The organism is Pseudomonas sp. TSRC2-2 (assembly GCF_049897785.1).
Classification (GTDB): Bacteria; Pseudomonadota; Gammaproteobacteria; order Pseudomonadales; family Pseudomonadaceae; genus Aquipseudomonas.
In genome coordinates this window covers 390,375-409,929 of the sequence record NZ_JAFCWZ010000002.1, presented here as the reverse complement: position 1 = coordinate 409,929, position 19,555 = coordinate 390,375, and the positions used below count along the sequence as shown (strand labels likewise).

Sequence of the window (19,555 nt, the reverse complement as noted above, 5' to 3'; positions counted from 1 at the left end):
CGAACCTGTGTAGGAGCTGCCGAAGCCTGCGATCTTTTGATCTTGCTTTTAAAAATCAAAAGATCGCAGCCTTCGGCAGCTCCTACAGTTTCAGGTCAGCCTTGGAAACGGCGGGCAAACAGGTGATCGATCGACAACCTGCCAGGCCCGGACGCCATCAGGTACAGCAACACCGCCGCCCAGGTGCCATGGGTCGGGTAGGCATCCGGGTAGACAAACAGTTGAATGGTCAGGGTCATGCCCAGCAGTGCCAGCGCCGAAAACCGTGTCGCCAGGCCAAAAAGAATCAACACCGGAAACGCGTGCTCGGCAAACGCTGCCATATGTGCGGCGAATTCTGGCGACAGCAGCGGCAGGTTGTACTCGCTCTGAAACAACGGAATCGTCGAGTCCGCCAAACGCGGCCAGCCCAGTTCAAAGGTGCCGTCAATCAAATCGACAGCCAGCCCTTCAACCTTGGTTTGTCCGGACTTCCAGAACACGGCGGCGATGGAAAAACGCGCGATGAAGGCAATCAGGCTGTGCGGGATTTTTTCGAACAGCGCGATGACACGCAGGATGAAGGTGTTCATGGCAACTCCTTGTAATTCAGCTGAGTGATCGCGTTGTGCGCAATCAGCAAGGCGAGGGTTTGGGCGAGGTCGAACGGCGGGCTGTTTCCTGCCGCCGCGAGCAGCGTTTGCCCCGCGCTCAAGTGGCGAATAAATACGCTCGCACCCGGTTCAAGAGCAAAAAGCTCAACCTCGAGACCGTTGCGCAGCACCAAGGCGTGCTGGCCTTGATTAAGGCCAATGCCTGCCAGGCTTTGCTCGTGCTGATGCGCCGCCCAGATCGCTACGACGGCATAGGCCGAGTCGAGCAGGTGCAGCGAGGGATGCAATGGGAGACACAGCGCGCTCAGCGACTGCGGATCGGCCAGCGCCGCGCTGACTTGCTCAGGCCGGATCGGCTGCGCATCGGCGGCGTGGTAGGCGAGCGTGCGCAAGTGTTCGAGTCGCGCGACATCAGCGACATAAGGCACGCCGGCAATAGGGTCGAATTGCGCGATGAAGTCGGCGAAGTCCTCGCCATAGCGGCTCATCAACGGACTTTGTGGCGGTTGAGCGCGGATGAAAATCGCCGCCATGGCGCGGAAGAATTCCTCACCGACCAATTGCAGCACCACCGGATAACTGTCGGCCAGGGCATTGATCAACGAGCCCTGCACGTTGTTTCGATAGACCGCGAAACGCCGTGACGGGTCGACGCCGTTGCGACTGCACAGGCCCTTGGGATGAGGCAGTTGTACGTCAAGCAGCGCGGCGGCGAAGTCCGCTTGCGTGCTCATGCCGCACGCTCCGCTCGGCGCAACAGCGTCTCGGCTTGCTGCGCTTCGGCGAGCAAAACCTCGAAGGCCGGCACGTGATTATCACGTTCTATCAGCGTCGCCACCGGGCCGATACGCTGCAGTACTTGTCGGTACAGTTCCCAGACGGCCTGATCAATCGGCGCGCCGTGATCGTCGATCAGCAACCGATCGCCGAGGTTGTCGCAATCTTCAGCGAAGCCGGCCAGATGAATCTCGCCGACTGCGTGCAGCGGTAACGCATCAAGGTAAGCCATCGGATCGCGCTGATGATTGATGCACGACACGTAGACATTGTTGACGTCGAGCAACAAGCCGCAGCCGCTGCGGCGGATCACTTCGGCAATGAACTCGGCCTCGTCGATCGTCGAATGCTGAAACGCCAGATAGGTCGCCGGGTTTTCCAGCAGCATCGTTCGTTTCAAAGTGTTCTGTACTTGATCGATGTGCGCGCAAACGCGGTTCAACGTCGGCGTGTCATAGGCCAGTGGCAATAGATCATTGAGAAACACCGGACCGTGGCTCGACCAGGCCAGATGTTCGGAAAAGGCTTGTGGTTGATAGCGTTCGATCAGCTCGGCGAGGCGTTTGAGGTGCTGGCTGTCCAGCGGGCCTTCGCCACCGATCGACAGTCCCACGCCATGCAATGACAGCGGGTACTGCTCGCGGATCAGACCGAGAAAATGATGAAACGGGCCGCCGGCCACCATGTAGTTTTCGGCGTGGACTTCAAAGAAACCGAGGTCCGGAATGGAGCCGAGCACTTCGCGGAAGTGCCCGGTCTTGAGCCCCAGCCCGGCGCGGGCAGGGAGCTCGGTGCGAGCTGCCTGAGTGCGCGGCAGGGACGGTTCGTGATGACTGAACATGGGCGTCACTCAGGCAGGTCGCTGATCAGGACTTGGCTTTGAAGGCTTCGAGCTGACCGAAACCGGTCGGCGAGGTTTTGCTTTCGGTGGTGGCGCAGGTGCCTTTCGGAACGAGTTTCCAGGCGTTGGCCTGATCATCCATTTTCGCCGTGCCGGCGCAGGTAGTACCGGCGCCTGCGGCGCAATCGTTTTTGCCCTTCATGGCCACGCCGAAGCATTTTTCCATATTGGCATCGGCGGCCTGGGCGGTGGAGACACTGGCAATGCTCAGTGCGGAACCGAGAGCCAGAACCAGAGCGGTGGCGGACAGGGTACGGGTAGTCGCAGTCATGATGTTTCTCCAGGTTTTATCAGGGTTTCTGCAAGCGATTTGCGCTTGCTTGTGCCTCTAGAGAACGCTCACCGCGATGCGTTACAGCGCGCCGCAAAACTTTTCCAGAGATTTTCCTGACACGGCTATCCCTTGTGGGAGCTGGCTTGCTCGCTAAAGCGGTGAATCAGTCGACATTTTGGTTAACTGACACACTGCTTACGCGAGCAAGCCCGCTCCCGCAGGGGGGAGTAGATCCGCGGTTTCGTGGGCACAAAAAAACGGCCCGAAGGCCGTTTTGTTGTTCAGCGAGAACACTCAACCGCCGAGGTACGCCTCGCGTACTTTCGGGTCGGTCAGCAGCGCTTCACCGGTGCCTTGCATGACCACGCGGCCGTTCTCCAGAACGTACGCGCGGTCGGCGATTTTCAGTGCCTGGTTGGCGTTCTGCTCGACCAGGAACACCGTCACCCCGTCCTTGCGCAGCTGTTCGATGATGTCGAAGATCTGCTGGATGATGATCGGCGCCAGACCCAGCGACGGCTCGTCGAGCAGCAACAGCTTGGGCTTGCTCATCAGCGCGCGGCCGATGGCGAGCATTTGCTGTTCGCCGCCGGACATGGTGCCGCCGCGCTGGTTGAAGCGTTCTTTCAGGCGTGGGAAAAGTCCGAGAACCTTGTCCATCTGTTCCTGATAGTCGCCCTTGTCGGTGAAAAATCCGCCCATCGACAGGTTTTCCTCCACGGTCAGACGGGCAAACACCCGACGACCTTCCGGCACTACGGCGATGCTCTTGCGCATGATCTGCGACGAGTCCTGGCCGACCAGTTCCTCACCCATGTAGCGGATACTGCCGCTGTGTGCTTGCGGCGAACCGCAGAGCGTCATCAGCAGTGTGGACTTGCCGGCACCGTTGGCGCCGATCAGCGTGACGATCTCGCCTTGACGGACTTCGACGTTGACGCTGTGCAGGGCCTGGATCTTGCCGTAGAAGGTGGAAACGTTTTCAAACTGCAGCATTTACGCTTCCCCCAGGTAGGCTTTGATCACTTCAGGATTGTCGCGGATCTGTTCCGGCGTACCATCAGCCAGAGGCGTGCCCTGGTTGATCACGACAATGTGGTCGGAAATGCTCATGACCAGTTTCATGTCGTGTTCGATCAGCAGCACGGTGACGTTGTGCTCTTCACGCAGCACGCCGATCAGCGCCTTGAGGTCTTCGGTCTCTTTCGGGTTCAGGCCGGCGGCCGGTTCGTCGAGCATGAGAATCCGCGGGCGGGTCATCATGCAGCGGGCGATTTCCAGACGTCGTTGCTGGCCGTAGGCGAGGGTGCCGGCGGTGCGGTTGGCGAACTCTTTGAGGTTGACCTTTTCCAGCCAGTACTCGGCAAATTCCATCGCCTCGCGCTCGCTTTTGCGGAACGCCGGGGTCTTGAACAGGCCGGACAGGAAGTTGGTGTTCAAGTGACGGTGCTGGGCGATCAACAGGTTCTCGACCGCAGTCATGTCCTTGAACAAACGCACGTTCTGGAAAGTGCGCACCACGCCTTTGAGGGCGATCTTGTGGCCCGGCAGGCCTTGAATCGGCTCGCCGTCGAGCAGGATGCTGCCGCCGGTAGGCTGATAGAAACCGGTCAGGCAGTTGAACACGGTGGTCTTGCCGGCACCGTTCGGGCCGATCAGCGCAACCACCTGTTTTTCCTTGACGGTCAGCGCCACGCCGTTGACCGCTAGCAAGCCGCCGAAGCGCATGCTCAGATTGTCGACTTTAAGGATCTCGCGGCTCATTTGCGCAACTCCATGTGTGGGCGTTGCATCGGCAGCAGACCTTGTGGACGCCAGATCATCATCAGCACCATCAGCGCACCGAACATCAACATGCGGTATTCGCTGAACTCACGCATCATTTCCGGTAACAGGATCATTACGATCGCCGCCAGAATCACACCCAGTTGCGAGCCCATGCCACCCAGCACGACGATGGCGAGGATGATCGCCGACTCGATGAAGGTGAACGACTCCGGCGTCACCAGACCCTGACGCGCGGCGAAGAAGCTGCCGGCGAAACCGGCAAACGCAGCACCGAGGGTGAACGCGGAAAGCTTGATCACGGTCGGGTTCAGACCCAGCGCACGGCAGGCGATTTCGTCTTCACGCAGCGCTTCCCACGCACGGCCGATCGGCATGCGCAGCAAACGGTTGATCACGAACAGCGCGGCCAGTGCCAGCAACAGGGCAACGAGGTAAAGAAAGATCACCTTGTTTATCGAGTTGTATTGCAGGCCGAAATACTCATGGAACGTCTGCAGGCCTTCCGCCGCTTTACGCTCGAAGGTCAGGCCGAAGAACGTCGGTTTTTCGATGTTGCTGATACCGTTCGGGCCGCCGGTGATATCGGTCAGGTTACGCAGGAACAGACGGATGATCTCGCCGAAGCCGAGGGTCACGATCGCCAGATAGTCGCCGCGCAAACGCAACACCGGGAAGCCCAGCAGGAAGCCGAACGTCGCCGCCATCAGCCCGGCAATCGGCAGGCAGATCCAGAAGCTCAGGCCGTAGTAGTGCGACAGCAGCGCGTAGCTGTAGGCGCCGACGGCGTAGAAACCGACGTAACCGAGGTCAAGCAGGCCGGCCAGACCGACGACGATGTTCAGGCCCAGGCCGAGCATCACGTAGATCAGGATCAGCGTGGCGATATCCACCGCGCCACGGGAGCCGAAGAACGGCCAGACCAGGGCGAGCAGAATCAGCGCAATGATGAAATAGCGCTGGGTGGTTGGCAGGGTGAGGAAGTTGCTGGCCTTGGCCGGGATCAGCGGCATGCCCGGGGAGGAGCGCCAGGCCTTGCTGATCTGCTGGTTGAACAGCACGCGCAAAAACATCAGCACCGAGCAGATCGCGATGGTCGCGAGTACTGCAGGGCTGGTGTTGTGCACTTCCAGGTTGATGCCGACGATGGTCAGTTTCAGACCGAGTACCGGGTAGGCCACGGCCCACACCAGCAAAGCGCTGAACAGCGCCTGTTTAAGATTCCTAGTCATACTTTCTCAACCTCCGGACGGCCCAGAATGCCGGTCGGACGGAACAAGAGCACCAGAACCAGCAGGCCGAACGCGACGACGTCCTTGTACTGGTCGCCGAAGATATCGGCACCGAACGCTTCCGCTACACCGAGCACCAAACCGCCGAGCATCGCCCCCGGGATGCTGCCGATGCCGCCCAATACCGCAGCGGTGAAGGCCTTGAGGCCGACGAGGAAGCCGGCGTTCGGGTTGATCACGCCGTATTGCATGCTCAGCAGCACAGCCGCCACCGCGGCCAGCGCAGCACCGATGACAAAGGTCAGGGCGATGATGTTGTTGGTGTTGATGCCGAGCAGGTTGGCCATCTTGATGTCTTCGGCGCAGGCGCGGCAGGCGCGGCCCAGACGAGAACGGGAGATGAACAGGGTCAGGCCGAGCATGGCGATCACGGTCACTACGAACACCACGATCTGCATGTAGGAAATCAGCACTTCTTGTGCGCCACCCGGACCGAAGACGAAGTTGCCCGGGATCAGGTTGGGGATAGCTTTGTCCTTGGAGTCTTGCGCCAGCAGAACGGTGTTCTGCAGGAAGATCGACATACCGATGGCGGAAATCAGCGGGATCAGACGGTTACTGCCGCGCAGGGGGCGGTAGGCAATCCGTTCGATGCTGTAACCGTAGGAACTGGTGACGACGATGCTGGCGATAAACGCTGCGGTCATCAACAGCGGGACACTGTCGAGTCCCATCATGGTCAACCCGGCGATGGCGATGAAGGCCACGTAGGAACCGATCATGTAGACCTCGCCGTGGGCGAAGTTGATCATTCCAATGATGCCGTAAACCATCGTGTAGCCGATGGCGATCAGGGCATACATGCTGCCAACGTTGAGGCCGTTAACCAGCTGTTGGAAGAAGTGATAGAGGTCAGGCATTACAGCGCTCCTAAAAACCTGTACGCATTTCACTGGTGGAGTCATTTTCCCGCCCGGCCCCGTGGATCTCTATCCACTTCGAATCCGGGTTTTGCCAGCGAACCGCTGATGACGGTTTTGAGATTTTCAGGTGGGCAGACTGGCGGATCACGCCAGCGCGGCCCATACATTCGCAAAACAAAGCCCACGGCACGCCGTGGGCTTTATTGGCAGTCAGTCGGGCAAGGCCTTACTGAGGCGAAACTTCGGTTTTAGGTTTGCCGTTGTGCCACTCGTACACGACAAATTTGAAGTCCTTCAGGTCGCCCTTGTCGTCGAAGCTCAGGTCACCGGTCGGCGTCTTGAACGAACCGGCGTGGATGGCTTCAGCCACTTTGGTCGCGTCTTCGGACTTGGCCGCCTTGATGCCTTCGGCAATCACGGTCACCGCCGAGTAGGACGGGAACACGAACGGACCGCTCGGATCTTCTTTCTTGGCCTTGAATGCATCAGCCAGGGCAACGTTGGCCGGATCCTGATCGAAGGATTTGGGCAGGGTCACCAGCAGGCCTTCGGATGCGTCCTTGGCGATCTGGGTGATCGAGTCGTTACCCACGCCTTCCGGACCCATGAAGCGGGCCTTCAGACCTTTTTCCTGAGCCTGACGCAGGATCAGGCCCAGCTCCGGGTGGTAGCCGCCGTAGTAAACGAAGTCGACACCGGCTTGCTTGAGCTTGGCGATGATTGCGGAGAAGTCTTTGTCACCGGCGTTGACGCCTTCGAAGACGGCAACCTTGGTGCCTTTCTTCTCGAGGGTCGATTTGACGGCGGTGGCGATGCCTTCGCCGTACTGCTGTTTGTCGTGCAGCACGCCAACCACTTTCGGTTTCACGTGATCGGCGATGTAGTTGCCGGCGGCAGGGCCCTGGGCGCTGTCGAGACCGATGGTGCGGAAGATCATTTTGTAGCCACGGGCGGTGATGTCCGGGCTGGTGGCGGCCGGGGTGATCATGATCACGCCTTCGTCTTCGTAGATGTCCGAAGCTGGCTGGGTGGAACTGGAGCACAGGTGACCGACCACGAACTTGACGCCGTCGTTGACGACCTTGTTCGCTACCGCTACCGCTTGTTTCGGATCGCAGGCATCGTCGTATTCAACGGCTTGCAGTTGCTTGCCATCGACACCGCCCTTGGCGTTGATCTGCTCGATGGCCATTTTTGCGCCACTGAACTGCATGTCGCCGTACTGGGCTACTGGACCGGTTTTAGGGCCGGCAATACCGATTTTGATGGTGTCAGCTGCGAACGAATGGCTGGCAACCCCGGCCAGAACCATAGCGGCAAACAGTTTGGAAATCTGCTTAGTAGCCTTAGTCATAGTGCTCCACTCTTACTGTTGTATTTTTTAGAGTTCTGGCGCCGTAGCAGCAGAACCGGGTCAGATATCTTTGCGATACCCTCCGGAAAATGCCCCGGCAACTGTACCGGTACAGTGTAGAGCGCCGCTTGATCAACTGGGAAGCGGGCGCCACGGGGCCAAACTTGGGGGTGTCGCGTTTTTGAATGAAAGAGACAGAATTGCGGCGGGTCAATCGGGGGCGTATACCCCAAAAGGCAGCATCCATTGGCTTTCCTGCTCTTGTCGTTCAGTGCAGCGTTTTGCAACCGGGTTTTTCTGACGGACCACCAACGTTATTATTCGCGTCGATTTCTTTTCCGGACAGCTCCCCATGAATCAAGAACCTAGCACCCTCTATGCCAAGCTGCTTGGTGAAACGGCATCTATTACCTGGAAAGAGCTGGAGCCGTTCTTCGCCAAGGGTGCCCTATTGTGGGTCGACCCTGACCTCGATTTGATCGCTGCTGCCGAGGCCGTGGCATCGGACGAAGGCGAGAAAGTCGCAGCCTGGCTGGCTGAGGACAAGGTCGCCAAGCTGTCTGAAACGCGGGCGCTGGATATTTTCGAACGTGACCCGCAGTTGTGGGCGGTGGTGGTTTCTCCCTGGATTCTGATCCAGGAAAGGGCGAAGGTTTGAGCGGTTGCACCGTTTTGGTGCCTGCAGCGCCACGCCGCAAGTGTGTAGCGGAGTAGCGTGATGGCACGTTGCCGTAGAGAAACACCACGCATCACGGTGACGTAAACGTAACGGGAACAGTTTATTGAGCGGCCCGAGGGTCGCTTAATTGTTTCTGGGTGTTGAGTCAGTGAAATATGTATCGGTGCAAAGGCCCCTTCGCGAGCAGGCTCGCTCCCACAGGGGAACGCATTCCAAACGTGGAAGCGAGCCTGCTCGCGAATGGGGCGACTCGGTGCTGGATCAGACCGAGTAAGTCTTTCCGGTATGGTTATTGAGCGAAATCACCTTGGTCTTGCCAATCCGGTGACGGTAGATCTCGCGCAAGTACTTGATCGACTTCTTCACGCAATCGCGCGACAGGCGAATGTCATTGATCGAGACGAACTTGTCCTTGTCGTTGATCAGCTCGCGGTACTTCTTCTCATACATCGGTTTGATCGCGTACCAGTTGGTGTCGAGGATCTTCGCCGGGTTTTCGAATTCGTTGAGCAGGTCGTCGATCCGCGCTTCGTCGAAGTCTTCCTGAATGATGAAGTCGAGGATCGAGTTGTCCAGTGTCTCGTCGAAACGGTACGGATTCTTCGCAAAGCAGCGCTTGATGAACGCCACGATCAGCGTGAGGAAGTCGTCCGACAGGCACGGGCTTTTGGCGATCAGGGTGGTCAGCGACAGGTTGGCCGAAGCGCCGATCACCAGCGCGTAGCGCTTGAGCGTGGTGTTGGGGAACAGGCTGTTGAGGTGGGTCTTCAACCGGTTCAGGTCCATGTACGACAGTTTGTAGTCTTTGGGCAGCGAGACGATCGACACCACCGACGAGCAATTCTTGAAGAAATGCAGGTCGTGCAGGGCGGCGGCGTCGTAGCCGGAATTCTTGTACTGCTCAAGCGAAGCGCGATAACGCTTGGATTCGATCGGCAGCAGGCTGATGCCTTCGATGGCCTGGGTGACCTTGTTGAAGTGCGGCAGGTCGATCGAACGGAAAAACAGATCGTCGATGTTCAGGCGCTGCGGCTCTTTATCAAAGACCTTGAACTTGTCGCTGCTCGGCGGCGGGGTTTCCGGCACCACCGATTCGGCGTAGGCAATCGCCACGGGTCCGGCCAAGCTCATGAACAGGTCGTTGGCATCCAGGCGGATGGTTTCGCCAATGTCGATGCCGGCGCGGCGGAAGTAGTTCTGGTCGTAGTCAGTGGTGACTGCCTGCGCTGTCAGAATGTTGAAGATCTGCTGCGATATGTACTGGTTGGCGTGCTTCTCCATGGCATTGACGTCAATGTTCTGGATGTTGCCGTCATCGCTTTCTTCGGCGTAACGCATGATGTCGTTGGAAATCAGCATCATCGCGTTCCACGGGCGGATACGCCCCATCACGCTGGCTTCGCTGCTGTCTTCGTTGGCGAAGTTGTAGGAGAAATCCCATTCTTCCGACAGGTATTTGCACAGCAGGCGCCCGGCGTTGATGTGCAGCGCCTCGGACATTTCGCTGCGGTGGTCGGAAATGTTCGGCAGCACGCAGATGCCGCTGGTGAAGATCGGTTCGAACACAAACGAATGACCGCTTTTGCCGTCATGCTCATCCATCGGCTTGGTGTCGAACGTCTTGTTCATGTACGAGTGCTGCTGGGCCAGACCGAACTCCGAGGCCATGCCCGAACCGGTACCGCCGCCGGCACTGAAAATCGAAAAGTACAGGCGCGACTGGTTGGCCTTGATCCCGCAGCTGTCGATCAGGTACGAGTGGATCATTTTCCAGTCGGGGCTGGAAAAGCGCTGGGTGTCCTTGTTGAGGATGATCTTCGCCAGGTACTGGCCGAGGATCGGCGCGTTACCGGCGCCACCGGCGTGGACTTCGGACAGGTCCATGATCTTCATCTTGCTGTAGTCGCGCAGGAAGCCGCTTTTTTCGCCCTTGCGCGAAAAACGGATGCGCCCGGCGATGTCTTTGTCGAGGTCGCCGAGCATCACCAGCGGTTCGACCAGAAACACCGGTTTGGTCGATTTGCCGGTGCCGATGCGCAGGTTGTTCTTGATCCACTGCGCCGGGCTGTAGCCCTTGTCGGCCAGACGTCGATCGGCCGGGCGGTCTTCGTTGTTGAATTCGTTGAGGTAGAACTTGCGCGCGTTGTACACCAGCTCCGCCACGTCGAGGGCGATATTGGAGCCGCAGCGACCGAGGCCGATCAGGCACACCGAAGGGAATTCCTGGTCGCTGTGCTGCTCGTTGTCGCCTTCCTGATGCGCCGGGCGCGGGAACACCGAATCGCGCAGGCCGTCGAGGTTATCGAGGATACGGTCGGTGTTGGTTTCGGTGAAATACAGGTATTGCTGGGTCGACAGCGGGCGCGAAGGCTGCGCAGCTCGTGCTAATGACGCGCTGTTCGCGGCGGGGCTGAGGGTCAGATCGGCTGTAGCACTGGCGGGATTGTTTTTGGAGGTCATGGTGCGCCATTTGGACTGGGTTGGCCCGCCGAGCAGTGCCGGCGAACCTCACGGAATAAGATCTCGCGTCTTGTGTGCGCGAATACGGCCCGGGCGTCGTGGTGCTGGCTGTGTGATCGCCGGGCGGAATCCTTTCCTGATCGTTGATGAATCGGCCATGATTCGGTGATCTTTAATCGAAAAGAGGCAAAATGATGTCAACGCTACCTTCGTTGGGGTTTGCCGGAATCGGCTTGATGGGCCTGCCCATGTGCCAGCGTTTGCTGGCTGCGGGTTACCCGTTGACGGTGTGGAACCGCAACCCGGACAAGTGCGCGCCGCTGGTTGCGGCGGGCGCCCGGCCAGTGGCGAGCCCCGCCGAACTCTGCGCACATGCCGACATTGTCATGCTGTGCCTGGCCGATACCGCTGTGGTGCGTGAAGTGGTGTTTGGCGCTGACGGCGTCGCCGAAGGTGGGAAAAACGGCCAGTTACTGGTGGATTTCTCCAGTCTTGAACCGACCGCCACTCGTGAGATGGCCGCAGCGCTGGCCGATAAAACCGGTATGGCCTGGCTCGACTCCCCGGTGTCCGGCGGCGTGGTCGGAGCTGAAGCCGGCAGTCTGGCAATCATGGTCGGCGGTGCGGCGGCGGATCTTGAGCGCGTGCGCCCGGTGCTGCTCAATCTGGGGCAGCGCGTCACGCACATGGGCGGCATCGGCGCAGGGCAAGTGACCAAGGCCTGCAACCAGATGATCGTCGCCTGCAATGCGTTGGTGATCGCCGAAGTGGTGGCGTTGGCCGAGCAGGCGGGGGTCGATGCTCGTCTGATCGCTGAGGCGCTGGCCGGTGGTTTTGCCGATTCCAGACCGTTGCAGATCCTCGCCCCACAAATGGCCGAGAGCCGTTTCGAACCGATCAAGTGGCATGTGCGCACGCTGCTCAAGGATCTCGACACGGCGGTGAAATTTTCCCGCGAACAGGGTTCGGCGACGCCGATCAGCGGATTGGCCGCACAATTGATGCGCCTGCATGGGGCGCAAGGCTTTTTAGCGCAGGATCCAGCGACACTGGTGCAAATGTATCGCGCGCCAGACTCAACGGATTGACGCCGAGGACGGGTTTGCGCTGATTGATTTCATCCAGCACCGCGCGTAATTCGTCCAGTGGCACCGGGCGGCTGAGCAGATAACCCTGAATGAAATCGCAGCCCGAACGCTCGAGAAACTCATACTGCTCCAGGCTCTCGACGCCCTCGGTGACCACCTGCAAATGCAGGGTGTGAGCCATGACGATGATCGCCTGGACGATTTCCATGTCCGCCGTGGCGGTGGGGATGTCGAGGATGAACGAACGATCAATCTTCAGGGTGTTCAGCGGCAGACGCTTGAGGTAGGCCAGCGACGAATAGCCAGTGCCGAAATCGTCGATCGACAACGACACGCCGAGGGCGCGGATCTGCCGCAGCAGCACCAGGGTGTTGGCGATATTGCCCATCAAAGCGTTTTCGGTGACCTCCAGTTCCAGGCGTTCCGGCGCGACACCGGCGGTGCGCAACGCGTGCTCGATCTCCTCGGCCAGTTCTTCGCGAGCCAGGTTCAGCGGCGAGCAGTTCCAGGCGATTTTCACTTCGGCACAACCGTGGCGCGACAGCTCGCCGAGATCCTTGCAGGCGCGGCGCAGCACCCAGTTGTCCAGCTCGGCGATCAAGCCGTTGTTCTCGGCAATACCGATAAAGCGGTCAGGAGTCAGCAAGCCGTGAACCGGATGCTGCCAGCGAATCAGCGCTTCGAGCTTGGTCACGCGTCCGGTTTTCAGTTCGAAAATCGGTTGGTAGTACAGCATCAACGCGTTGTCTTCCCGTAGCGCACTGCGCAGTTCTTCTTCCAGTTGCAGCTCGAAACTGGCGCGGGTTTTCAGGCTGGAATTGAAGAAATGCAAGCCGTTGCGCCCGGCGCCCTTGGATTGGTACAGGGCCAGGTCGGCGTGCTTGAGCAGCTCTTCGCAGGTGCTACCGTCTTCGGGAAACAGACTGATGCCGATGCTGGTGGTCATCACCATGCGTCGGCCAGCCAGTTCGATCGGCTCTTTCATCTTGTGCATGATGCGCTGCGCCATGCCGCGCGCCTCTTCGCGGTCGCGCAGGCTGATGAGGATGCAGAATTCGTCCCCGCCAAATCGTGCGACCACGTCTTCGTGGCTGCGCACCGAGCTTTTGATGTGCTGGGCGATGACTTTGAGCAGCGCGTCACCGGCGTCATGTCCGAGGCTGTCATTGATGCGCTTGAAGTGGTCGATGTCGAGAAACATCACCGCGAGCATGCCGCCCTCGCTGGTTTTCTGGCTGAGCTTCTCGGCGAACATCTGGTTGAAGCCTCGGCGATTGATCAGGTTGGTCAGCGCGTCGTAATTGGCCGCTTGCTGCAAAGACATGCGCGCCTGATCGAGCTGACTGAGCAGGGCATTGACCCGGCGCAGATCGTTGTCCTTGTTCTGCAGTTTCTTGTCGGCGAGGGCGGCGCTGATCGCACTGCCGAGAATGAGCAGGATGATCAGCGCCACGGTCAAGCCCAGTTGCAAATGCCCGGCTTCGCCGCCGCTCGCTGCCAGGGCACCCTCGGGAAGCACCAGATCCAGCGCAGCCATGCCGGTGAAGTGCATGCTGATGATGCCGGCGCCGAGAATCAGCGCAGCGCTGTATTTGAGCAATTGATGCGCCACGCCGCTGCCTTCGCTGAGATAACGGGCCACCCACAGCGCGGCGAAACTGGCGCCGATGGCAATGAAAACCGAGAGCGCGAACAGCCCTGGCTGATAGTAGGCGGTGGCGCTCGATTTCATGGCCGCCATGCCGACGTAATGCATGCCGGCGATACCCAGGCCAATGACAAGCGCAGTTTTCAGGCAACGCAACGCGCTGGGCTGCACCTCGCTCAGGGTGTGCATGGCCAGCCAGGAAGCGAGCAGGGCGATCAGCAAGGAAAAAAGGGTGACGCCGAGGTCGTACTGAATGTCGATCGGTGTCTGGAAAGCCAGCATGCCAATGAAGTGCATGGCCCAGATGCCGCCGGCCAGACAGGTCGCGCCGATCCAGCGCCAGATTCGCCGCGACCCCGGATCTTCGGCATGCACGACGCGCTCGGCCATGTCCAGGGTGGCGAAGCTCGCCGCGCAAGCGACCAGATAGGCCACCATTACCAACAAAGGGTTGTGGCTGCAGTCGAGGAGAATCTGCCCACTCGCCGGCAGCTCGGCAACAAACTGCAAACCAAGCCACTCCATAGCATGCCCCGTCTCGGATTCATCTGGCCCGTGCGTTAATCAATGCAGGCGAATGAAGGGAGTATAGAGGCGGTTTTCAGGCTGCAAGGCGTAGTGGCACATTGGTGGTAATGATTTTGCCATTAGCCTCATCGCGTTTTGCGCTAAGGCTCAGGCGATACGCTCCAGCGGCAGTTCGTTCCAGTGTGGCGGCAAGGGTGGCAGGCCATGCGCGGCGCGGGCCTTGTCGCAGTCGGGGTTGTGCTCGCCGTTCTCCCACGACGCCTCGAACTCGCGGCAGGTGCTCGAACGTTGGTCATAGATCGTGCAGGCCACCGCGCTGCCGACCTCACCCGCCAGAGACGTGCAGCGCGTCGGCTTGCGGTCGGTACCGATCATGGCTACCCGGCTCGGAGTGATCTGCGCGACCAGTTCATCGGGCACCGTCCCGCCAGCGGATGAGCACTCACCCCAGAAAAAAGACACGCGAAAATGGGAACAGCAGGCACCGCAATTCAGACACGGACTGGCTTCGGACATGGGCGGGGGTATCAAAGGGATTGATCGGAAGATCCGGACGGATCCGGCGGCCATTCTAGGCTTTGCCATGGCGTTGGGAAGGGGGGCGCGAAACTATTTTTTTGTCGCCGTATTTCGCAGCGAAAGCCCCGTATGCCGGGGGAATCCTGACTTATCAAAGGCTTACGTTTCGTTACAGTGCGATGGGCCGATATCAGGCTGGCGAATGATGACAGACAGCCCCCGCGCGGCTGACTAGATTGCAGGTTCCGGGCTCGACGCGCTGGCAGTGAAGCCCCATAACAAGAAAGAGACGGACCCATGCAGAACTCGACCCAAGCGGCGAATGCCTGGCGCATTCTGTTCCTGCTGTTCCTCGCCAACCTGTTCAATTTCTTCGACCGCACCATCCCGGCGATCATCATCGAACCGATCCGCATGGAATGGCACCTCAGCGACTTTCAGCTGGGCATCATCGGCACTGCGTTCACCATCGTTTACGCCATTGCCGGCCTGCCACTCGGGCGCATGGCCGACACCGGGTCACGCAGCAAACTGATGGGCTGGGGCCTGGCGACCTGGAGTGCGCTGACTGCAGTCAACGGTATGGTCGGCAGTTTCTGGAGTTTCCTCATCGTGCGCATGGGCATCGGCATCGGCGAAGCCAGTTACGCACCAGCGGCCAACTCGCTGATCGGCGACCTGTTTCCCGCGCACCGTCGGGCGCGCGCAATGGGCATCTTCATGCTCGGCCTGCCGCTGGGGCTGCTGCTGGCGTTCTTCACCATCGGCGCGATGGTCAAGGCCTTCGACAGTTGGCGCGCGCCGTTCTTCATCGCCGCTGTGCCGGGATTGATCCTGGCGATTTTCATGTTTTTCATCAAAGAGCCAAAACGCGGCGCGGCAGAAGCGGTGCAGGTCTCGCAAGAGAAGGTCGACAAACCGATCCGCCGCGTCCTCGCCGTGCCGACCTTCCTCTGGCTGGTAATGGCCGGGCTGTGCTTCAACTTCGCGACCTATGCCTGCAACTCGTTTCTGGTGCCGATGCTGCAGCGCTATTTCCTTATGCCATTGCAGGAAGCGGCGGTGGCCACCGGCGTGATCGTCGGCGTGACCGGGCTGGTCGGGCTGACCCTCGGCGGCTGGATCGCTGACAAGATTCACCAGCGTTTCGCCAGCGGGCGGTTGTTGTTTGCCGCGTTCAGTCTGATCATTTCGACCCTGTGCACGGCGTGGGCGCTGCATGCCGGGCGCATCGAGATCGGTGTGTTCGTCGCGGTGTTCAGCGTCGGCTGGCTGTTCGCGTACAACTTCTATACCTGCGTGTACACGGCGATTCAGGACGTCGTCGAACCACGCCTGCGGGCGACCGCGATGGCGTTGTTCTTTGCCGGTCTGTATCTGCTCGGTGGCGGATTGGGGCCAGTGGTGGTGGGGGGGCTTTCGGATCACTTCGCGCACACGGCGATGCTGTCGGCGGGGGCGGAGCAAATGACCGAAGCGTTCAAGGCTGTCGGCCTGCACGACGCGATGTACCTGATTCCGGTGGCGCTGTTTCTGACCATGGTGTTTCTGTTTCTGGCTTCGCGGTGTTTTGTGCGGGACGCGCAGCGGATGAAGGAGGGGTTGGTGGCGGTGGTTGAGCCTGAGGTTACAGCGGCGACTGCTTAAGAACAAAAGATGATCGTTCCCACGCTCCGCGTGGGAATGCCTCAAGGGACGCTCGGCGTTCCAGCTTCGGTAGGGACGCGGAGCGTCCCGGGCTGTATTCCCACGCAGAGCGTGGGAACGATCGGCCCGCAGCACTGCGGGCCTCTTGGTTTTCAGCGGTGGAGCGGGGCGATTAGCCCGCTACCAGCACCCGAATCGCTTCCAGACGCAACGCTGCCTTGTCCAGCATCGCCAGACCCTGCTCACGTTGAGTGCGCAACGCGTCCAGTTCGCTGTCGCGCACGGTCGGGTTGACTGCTTGCAACGCGGTCAGGCGCGCCAGTTCTTCGTCGGTGTCGGCGGCCAGGCGGCGGCGCGCTTCGGCCACACGCTCGGCGTGACGCGGGGCGATCTTGTCTTCGCCGGCGTTGATCCGTGGTGTCAGCTGATCGCGCTGGGCCTGGATGAACTTGTTGGCGCTGGCGCGCGGCACGCTTTCCAGCTGATCGTTGAGGGTTTCGAACGACACCCGTGGCGACAGGTCATTGCCATTGGCATCGAGCAGGCAGCGCAGCGCCGCCGGTGGTAGGTATCGGCCCAGTTGCAGCGAACGCGGTGCGACCACTTCGCTGACGTAGAGCAATTCGAGCAACACGGTGCCCGGCTTCAGCGCCTTGTTCTTGATCAGCGCGACGGCGGTGTTACCCATCGAACCGGACAGCACCAGGTCCATGCCACCCTGCACCATCGGGTGTTCCCAGGTGATGAACTGCATGTCTTCGCGCGACAGCGCCTGGTTACGGTCGTAGGTGATGGTCACGCCTTCGTCGTCGCCCAGCGGGAAACTGGCGTCGAGCATCTTCTCGCTCGGCTTGAGGATCAGGGCGTTTTCCGAATGGTCTTCGCTGTCGATGCCGAACGCGTCGAACAGGGTTTCCATGTAGATCGGCAGGGCGAACTGGTCGTCCTGCTCGAGAATCGCCTCGACCAGCGCTTCACCTTCGCCAGCGCCGCCGGAATTCAATTCCAGCAGACGGTCGCGACCGGTGTGCAACTCGGCTTCCAGACGTTCACGCTCGGCGCGTGCTTCGTCGATCAGCGCTTGCCACTCGCCGTCGTCGGCTTCCTCGAGCAGCGGCAGCAGGCGCGGGCCGAACTGATGCTGCAAAGCGTTGCCGGTCGGGCAGGTGTTGAGGAATGCGTTCAGCGCTTCGTGGTACCACTGGAACAGGCGCTCTTGCGGGCTGGTTTCCAGGTACGGCACGTGCAATTCGATGATGTGCTTCTGGCCGATCCGGTCGAGACGACCGATGCGCTGCTCGAGCAGGTCCGGGTGCGATGGCAGATCGAACAGCACCAGATGGTGAGCGAACTGGAAGTTGCGACCTTCACTGCCGATTTCCGAGCAGATCAGCACCTGCGCGCCAAACTCTTCATCGGCGAAGTAGGCGGCGGCGCGGTCACGCTCGAGGATGTTCATGCCTTCGTGGAACACCGTGGCCGGGATGCCGGAGCGCACGCGCAGGGCGTCCTCCAGGTCCATCGCGGTTTCGGCGTGGGCGCAGATCACCAGCACTTTGGTGCGCTTGAGCATTTTCAGCTGATCGATCAGCCACTCGACACGCGGATCGAATTTCCACCAGCGCTCTTCTTCGCTGGCCTCCGGCTGCGCCTGGAAGCTGACTTCCGGGTACAGCTCGGCGTGTTCGCCCAGCGGCAGCTCGAGGTATTCGTCCGGGCACGGCAGCGGGTACGGGTGCAGTTTGCGCTCCGGGAAACCCTGCACGGCGGCGCGCGTATTACGGAACAACACGCGGCCGGTGCCGTGGCGATCAAGCAGCTCACGGACGAGGCGGGCGCTGGCTTCGGTATCGCCATCGTTGACTGCCGTCAGCAGGGCTTCGCCTTCGTTGCCGAGGAAACCGTGAATGGTCTTGTGCGCCTCGGCCGAGAGACGGCCCTCGTCGAGCAGTTCCTGCACGGCTTCGGCCACCGGGCGATAGTTGTCGCTCTCGGCGCGGAAAGCGGCCAGGTCGTGGAAACGGTTCGGGTCGAGCAGGCGCAGACGGGCGAAGTGGCTGTCCTGACCGAGTTGTTCCGGGGTGGCGGTGAGCAGCAGCACGCCGGGGATGACCTCAGCCAGTTGCTCGACCAGCGAGTATTCCGGGCTGGCTTTTTCTTCGTGCCAGACCAGGTGGTGGGCTTCGTCGACCACCAGCAGATCCCAACCGGCTGCGAACAGTGCATCCTGCGCCTTTTCGTCGTCGACCAGCCATTCCAGCGCGACCAGCGCCAGTTGCGTGTCTTCGAACGGGTTGGTGGCATCGCTTTCGATGAAGCGTTCTTCGTCGAACAGCGCGACCTGCAGGTTGAAACGGCGGCGCATCTCCACCAGCCACTGATGCTGGAGGTTTTCCGGAACCAGAATCAGCACGCGGTTGGCGCGGCCGGACAACAGTTGGCGATGGATGACCAGCCCGGCCTCGATGGTTTTACCCAGACCCACTTCGTCTGCCAGCAGTACGCGGGGGGCGATACGGTCGGCGACTTCACGGGCGATGTGCAACTGGTGCGCGATCGGTTGTGCACGAACACCGCCCAGGCCCCAGAGCGAGGACTGCAACTGGCGGCTGGTGTGTTCCAGGGTGTTGTAGCGCAGGGAGAACCACGGCAGCGGATCGATCTGGCCGGCGAACAGGCGGTCGCTGGCCAGGCGGAACTGAATGAAGTTCGACAGCTGGGTTTCCGGCAGCGTGACGACCTCGTTCTGCCCGTTGAGGCCGTGATAGACCATCAGCCCGTCGACGTCGTCGACCTGCTGCACGGTCATCTTCCAGCCTTCAAAATGGGTGATGGAGTCGCCGGGCGAGAATCGCACGCGGGTCAGGGGCGCATTCCGTAGCGCGTACTGGCGGGTTTCGCCAGTGGCCGGGTAAAGCACGGTCAACAAGCGGCCGTCCTGTGCCAGAACGGTGCCTAAACCAAGCTCTGCTTCGCTGTCACTGATCCAGCGTTGCCCCGGTTGATACTGCTGCGCCATGCTGCCTGACTCCCACCTTGAAAAAGCGGGCTATCTTAACGGAATGCGGGCTTCAGGCCAAAGAAATACTGGGGTAGGAGCTGCCGAAGGCTGCGATCTTTTGATCTGTGGGAACACTTGGGTTTTGC

At 60.3% G+C, this 19,555-nt stretch carries 16 protein-coding genes; 3 read left to right on the top strand and 13 right to left on the bottom strand.

The features are described 5' to 3' along the window. Window positions 1-95: 95 nt before the first annotated feature. From ACP7D9_RS04965 to ACP7D9_RS04925, 9 genes are all read right to left on the bottom strand, one after another. A complete protein-coding gene (locus ACP7D9_RS04965; protein ID WP_426155971.1) occupies window positions 96-572 on the bottom strand; it encodes a DoxX family protein in 477 nt (158 codons plus the stop codon). Beyond that, window positions 569-1,327, bottom strand: a complete 759-nt coding sequence (locus ACP7D9_RS04960; protein ID WP_426155969.1) for a putative DNA-binding domain-containing protein — start codon at window positions 1,325-1,327, stop codon at window positions 569-571. Before ACP7D9_RS04960 ends, ACP7D9_RS04965 begins: the two co-directional genes overlap by 4 nt. After that, on the bottom strand, window positions 1,324-2,211 hold the full coding sequence (locus tag ACP7D9_RS04955; RefSeq protein ID WP_101158397.1) for a DUF692 domain-containing protein: 888 nt from the start codon (window positions 2,209-2,211) through the stop codon (window positions 1,324-1,326). Before ACP7D9_RS04955 ends, ACP7D9_RS04960 begins: the two co-directional genes overlap by 4 nt. Before the next feature lie 25 nt (window positions 2,212-2,236). Beyond that, on the bottom strand, window positions 2,237-2,542 hold the full coding sequence (locus tag ACP7D9_RS04950) for a BufA1 family periplasmic bufferin-type metallophore (protein WP_101158398.1): 306 nt from the start codon (window positions 2,540-2,542) through the stop codon (window positions 2,237-2,239). A 297-nt stretch (window positions 2,543-2,839) separates the two neighbouring features. Beyond that, window positions 2,840-3,541 (bottom strand): ABC transporter ATP-binding protein, encoded by a 702-nt coding sequence (locus tag ACP7D9_RS04945; RefSeq protein WP_003222380.1) that lies wholly within the window; start codon window positions 3,539-3,541, stop codon window positions 2,840-2,842. Next, the gene (gene livG / locus ACP7D9_RS04940) at window positions 3,542-4,309 is read right to left on the bottom strand and encodes a high-affinity branched-chain amino acid ABC transporter ATP-binding protein LivG (RefSeq protein ID WP_101158400.1); all 768 of its coding nucleotides are present in this window, start codon (window positions 4,307-4,309) and stop codon (window positions 3,542-3,544) included. After that, a complete protein-coding gene (locus ACP7D9_RS04935; protein ID WP_101158401.1) occupies window positions 4,306-5,562 on the bottom strand; it encodes a high-affinity branched-chain amino acid ABC transporter permease LivM in 1,257 nt (418 codons plus the stop codon). Before ACP7D9_RS04935 ends, livG begins: the two co-directional genes overlap by 4 nt. Next, a complete protein-coding gene (gene livH / locus ACP7D9_RS04930; RefSeq protein WP_312995902.1) occupies window positions 5,559-6,482 on the bottom strand; it encodes a high-affinity branched-chain amino acid ABC transporter permease LivH in 924 nt (307 codons plus the stop codon). Before livH ends, ACP7D9_RS04935 begins: the two co-directional genes overlap by 4 nt. A gap of 229 nt (window positions 6,483-6,711) precedes the next feature. Continuing rightward, complete coding sequence (locus tag ACP7D9_RS04925; RefSeq protein WP_101158403.1) at window positions 6,712-7,839, bottom strand: branched-chain amino acid ABC transporter substrate-binding protein; 1,128 nt, start codon at window positions 7,837-7,839, stop codon at window positions 6,712-6,714. A 352-nt stretch (window positions 7,840-8,191) separates the two neighbouring features. On the opposite strand from ACP7D9_RS04925, the gene ACP7D9_RS04920 reads away from it, so the two are divergent. After that, window positions 8,192-8,497, top strand: a complete 306-nt coding sequence (locus ACP7D9_RS04920; RefSeq protein WP_101158404.1) for a DUF2288 domain-containing protein — start codon at window positions 8,192-8,194, stop codon at window positions 8,495-8,497. Between the two features lie 282 nt (window positions 8,498-8,779). Here ACP7D9_RS04920 and ACP7D9_RS04915 read toward each other — a convergent pair whose 3' ends face one another. Next, complete coding sequence (locus tag ACP7D9_RS04915) at window positions 8,780-10,978, bottom strand: hypothetical protein (RefSeq protein WP_426155964.1); 2,199 nt, start codon at window positions 10,976-10,978, stop codon at window positions 8,780-8,782. Window positions 10,979-11,169: 191 nt separating this feature from the next. On the opposite strand from ACP7D9_RS04915, the gene ACP7D9_RS04910 reads away from it, so the two are divergent. After that, window positions 11,170-12,066 (top strand): NAD(P)-dependent oxidoreductase, encoded by an 897-nt coding sequence (locus ACP7D9_RS04910; RefSeq protein ID WP_178081174.1) that lies wholly within the window; start codon window positions 11,170-11,172, stop codon window positions 12,064-12,066. Here ACP7D9_RS04910 and ACP7D9_RS04905 read toward each other — a convergent pair. Continuing rightward, entirely contained in the window at window positions 11,957-14,239 is a 2,283-nt protein-coding gene (locus tag ACP7D9_RS04905) for a putative bifunctional diguanylate cyclase/phosphodiesterase (protein WP_397478444.1), read from the bottom strand. The two genes, ACP7D9_RS04910 and ACP7D9_RS04905, sit on opposite strands and share 110 nt — an antisense overlap. Window positions 14,240-14,389: 150 nt before the next feature. Further along, window positions 14,390-14,758: a YkgJ family cysteine cluster protein gene (locus tag ACP7D9_RS04900; RefSeq protein WP_397478443.1), complete on the bottom strand. Its 369-nt coding sequence runs from the start codon at window positions 14,756-14,758 to the stop codon at window positions 14,390-14,392. A gap of 300 nt (window positions 14,759-15,058) precedes the next feature. Between ACP7D9_RS04900 and ACP7D9_RS04895 the strand changes: the two genes are divergently transcribed. Beyond that, window positions 15,059-16,408 carry a spinster family MFS transporter gene (locus tag ACP7D9_RS04895; protein WP_312995922.1) on the top strand — a complete coding sequence of 450 codons (1,350 nt, stop codon included), beginning with the start codon at window positions 15,059-15,061 and terminating at the stop codon, window positions 16,406-16,408. A gap of 172 nt (window positions 16,409-16,580) precedes the next feature. Here ACP7D9_RS04895 and rapA read toward each other — a convergent pair whose 3' ends face one another. After that, window positions 16,581-19,427, bottom strand: a complete 2,847-nt coding sequence (rapA, locus tag ACP7D9_RS04890) for an RNA polymerase-associated protein RapA (protein WP_426155961.1) — start codon at window positions 19,425-19,427, stop codon at window positions 16,581-16,583. Window positions 19,428-19,555 lie beyond the last annotated feature (128 nt).

Coding starts and splice junctions, on each gene's coding strand:
- ACP7D9_RS04965 (WP_426155971.1), bottom strand. CDS start 572: ATGAACACCTTCATCCTGCGTGTCATCGCGCTGTTCGAAAAAATCCCG.
- ACP7D9_RS04960 (WP_426155969.1), bottom strand. CDS start 1,327: ATGAGCACGCAAGCGGACTTCGCCGCCGCGCTGCTTGACGTACAACTG.
- ACP7D9_RS04955 (WP_101158397.1), bottom strand. CDS start 2,211: ATGTTCAGTCATCACGAACCGTCCCTGCCGCGCACTCAGGCAGCTCGC.
- ACP7D9_RS04950 (WP_101158398.1), bottom strand. CDS start 2,542: ATGACTGCGACTACCCGTACCCTGTCCGCCACCGCTCTGGTTCTGGCT.
- ACP7D9_RS04945 (WP_003222380.1), bottom strand. CDS start 3,541: ATGCTGCAGTTTGAAAACGTTTCCACCTTCTACGGCAAGATCCAGGCC.
- livG (WP_101158400.1), bottom strand. CDS start 4,309: ATGAGCCGCGAGATCCTTAAAGTCGACAATCTGAGCATGCGCTTCGGC.
- ACP7D9_RS04935 (WP_101158401.1), bottom strand. CDS start 5,562: ATGACTAGGAATCTTAAACAGGCGCTGTTCAGCGCTTTGCTGGTGTGG.
- livH (WP_312995902.1), bottom strand. CDS start 6,482: ATGCCTGACCTCTATCACTTCTTCCAACAGCTGGTTAACGGCCTCAAC.
- ACP7D9_RS04925 (WP_101158403.1), bottom strand. CDS start 7,839: ATGACTAAGGCTACTAAGCAGATTTCCAAACTGTTTGCCGCTATGGTT.
- ACP7D9_RS04920 (WP_101158404.1), top strand. CDS start 8,192: ATGAATCAAGAACCTAGCACCCTCTATGCCAAGCTGCTTGGTGAAACG.
- ACP7D9_RS04915 (WP_426155964.1), bottom strand. CDS start 10,978: ATGACCTCCAAAAACAATCCCGCCAGTGCTACAGCCGATCTGACCCTC.
- ACP7D9_RS04910 (WP_178081174.1), top strand. CDS start 11,170: ATGATGTCAACGCTACCTTCGTTGGGGTTTGCCGGAATCGGCTTGATG.
- ACP7D9_RS04905 (WP_397478444.1), bottom strand. CDS start 14,239: ATGGAGTGGCTTGGTTTGCAGTTTGTTGCCGAGCTGCCGGCGAGTGGG.
- ACP7D9_RS04900 (WP_397478443.1), bottom strand. CDS start 14,758: ATGTCCGAAGCCAGTCCGTGTCTGAATTGCGGTGCCTGCTGTTCCCAT.
- ACP7D9_RS04895 (WP_312995922.1), top strand. CDS start 15,059: ATGCAGAACTCGACCCAAGCGGCGAATGCCTGGCGCATTCTGTTCCTG.
- rapA (WP_426155961.1), bottom strand. CDS start 19,427: ATGGCGCAGCAGTATCAACCGGGGCAACGCTGGATCAGTGACAGCGAA.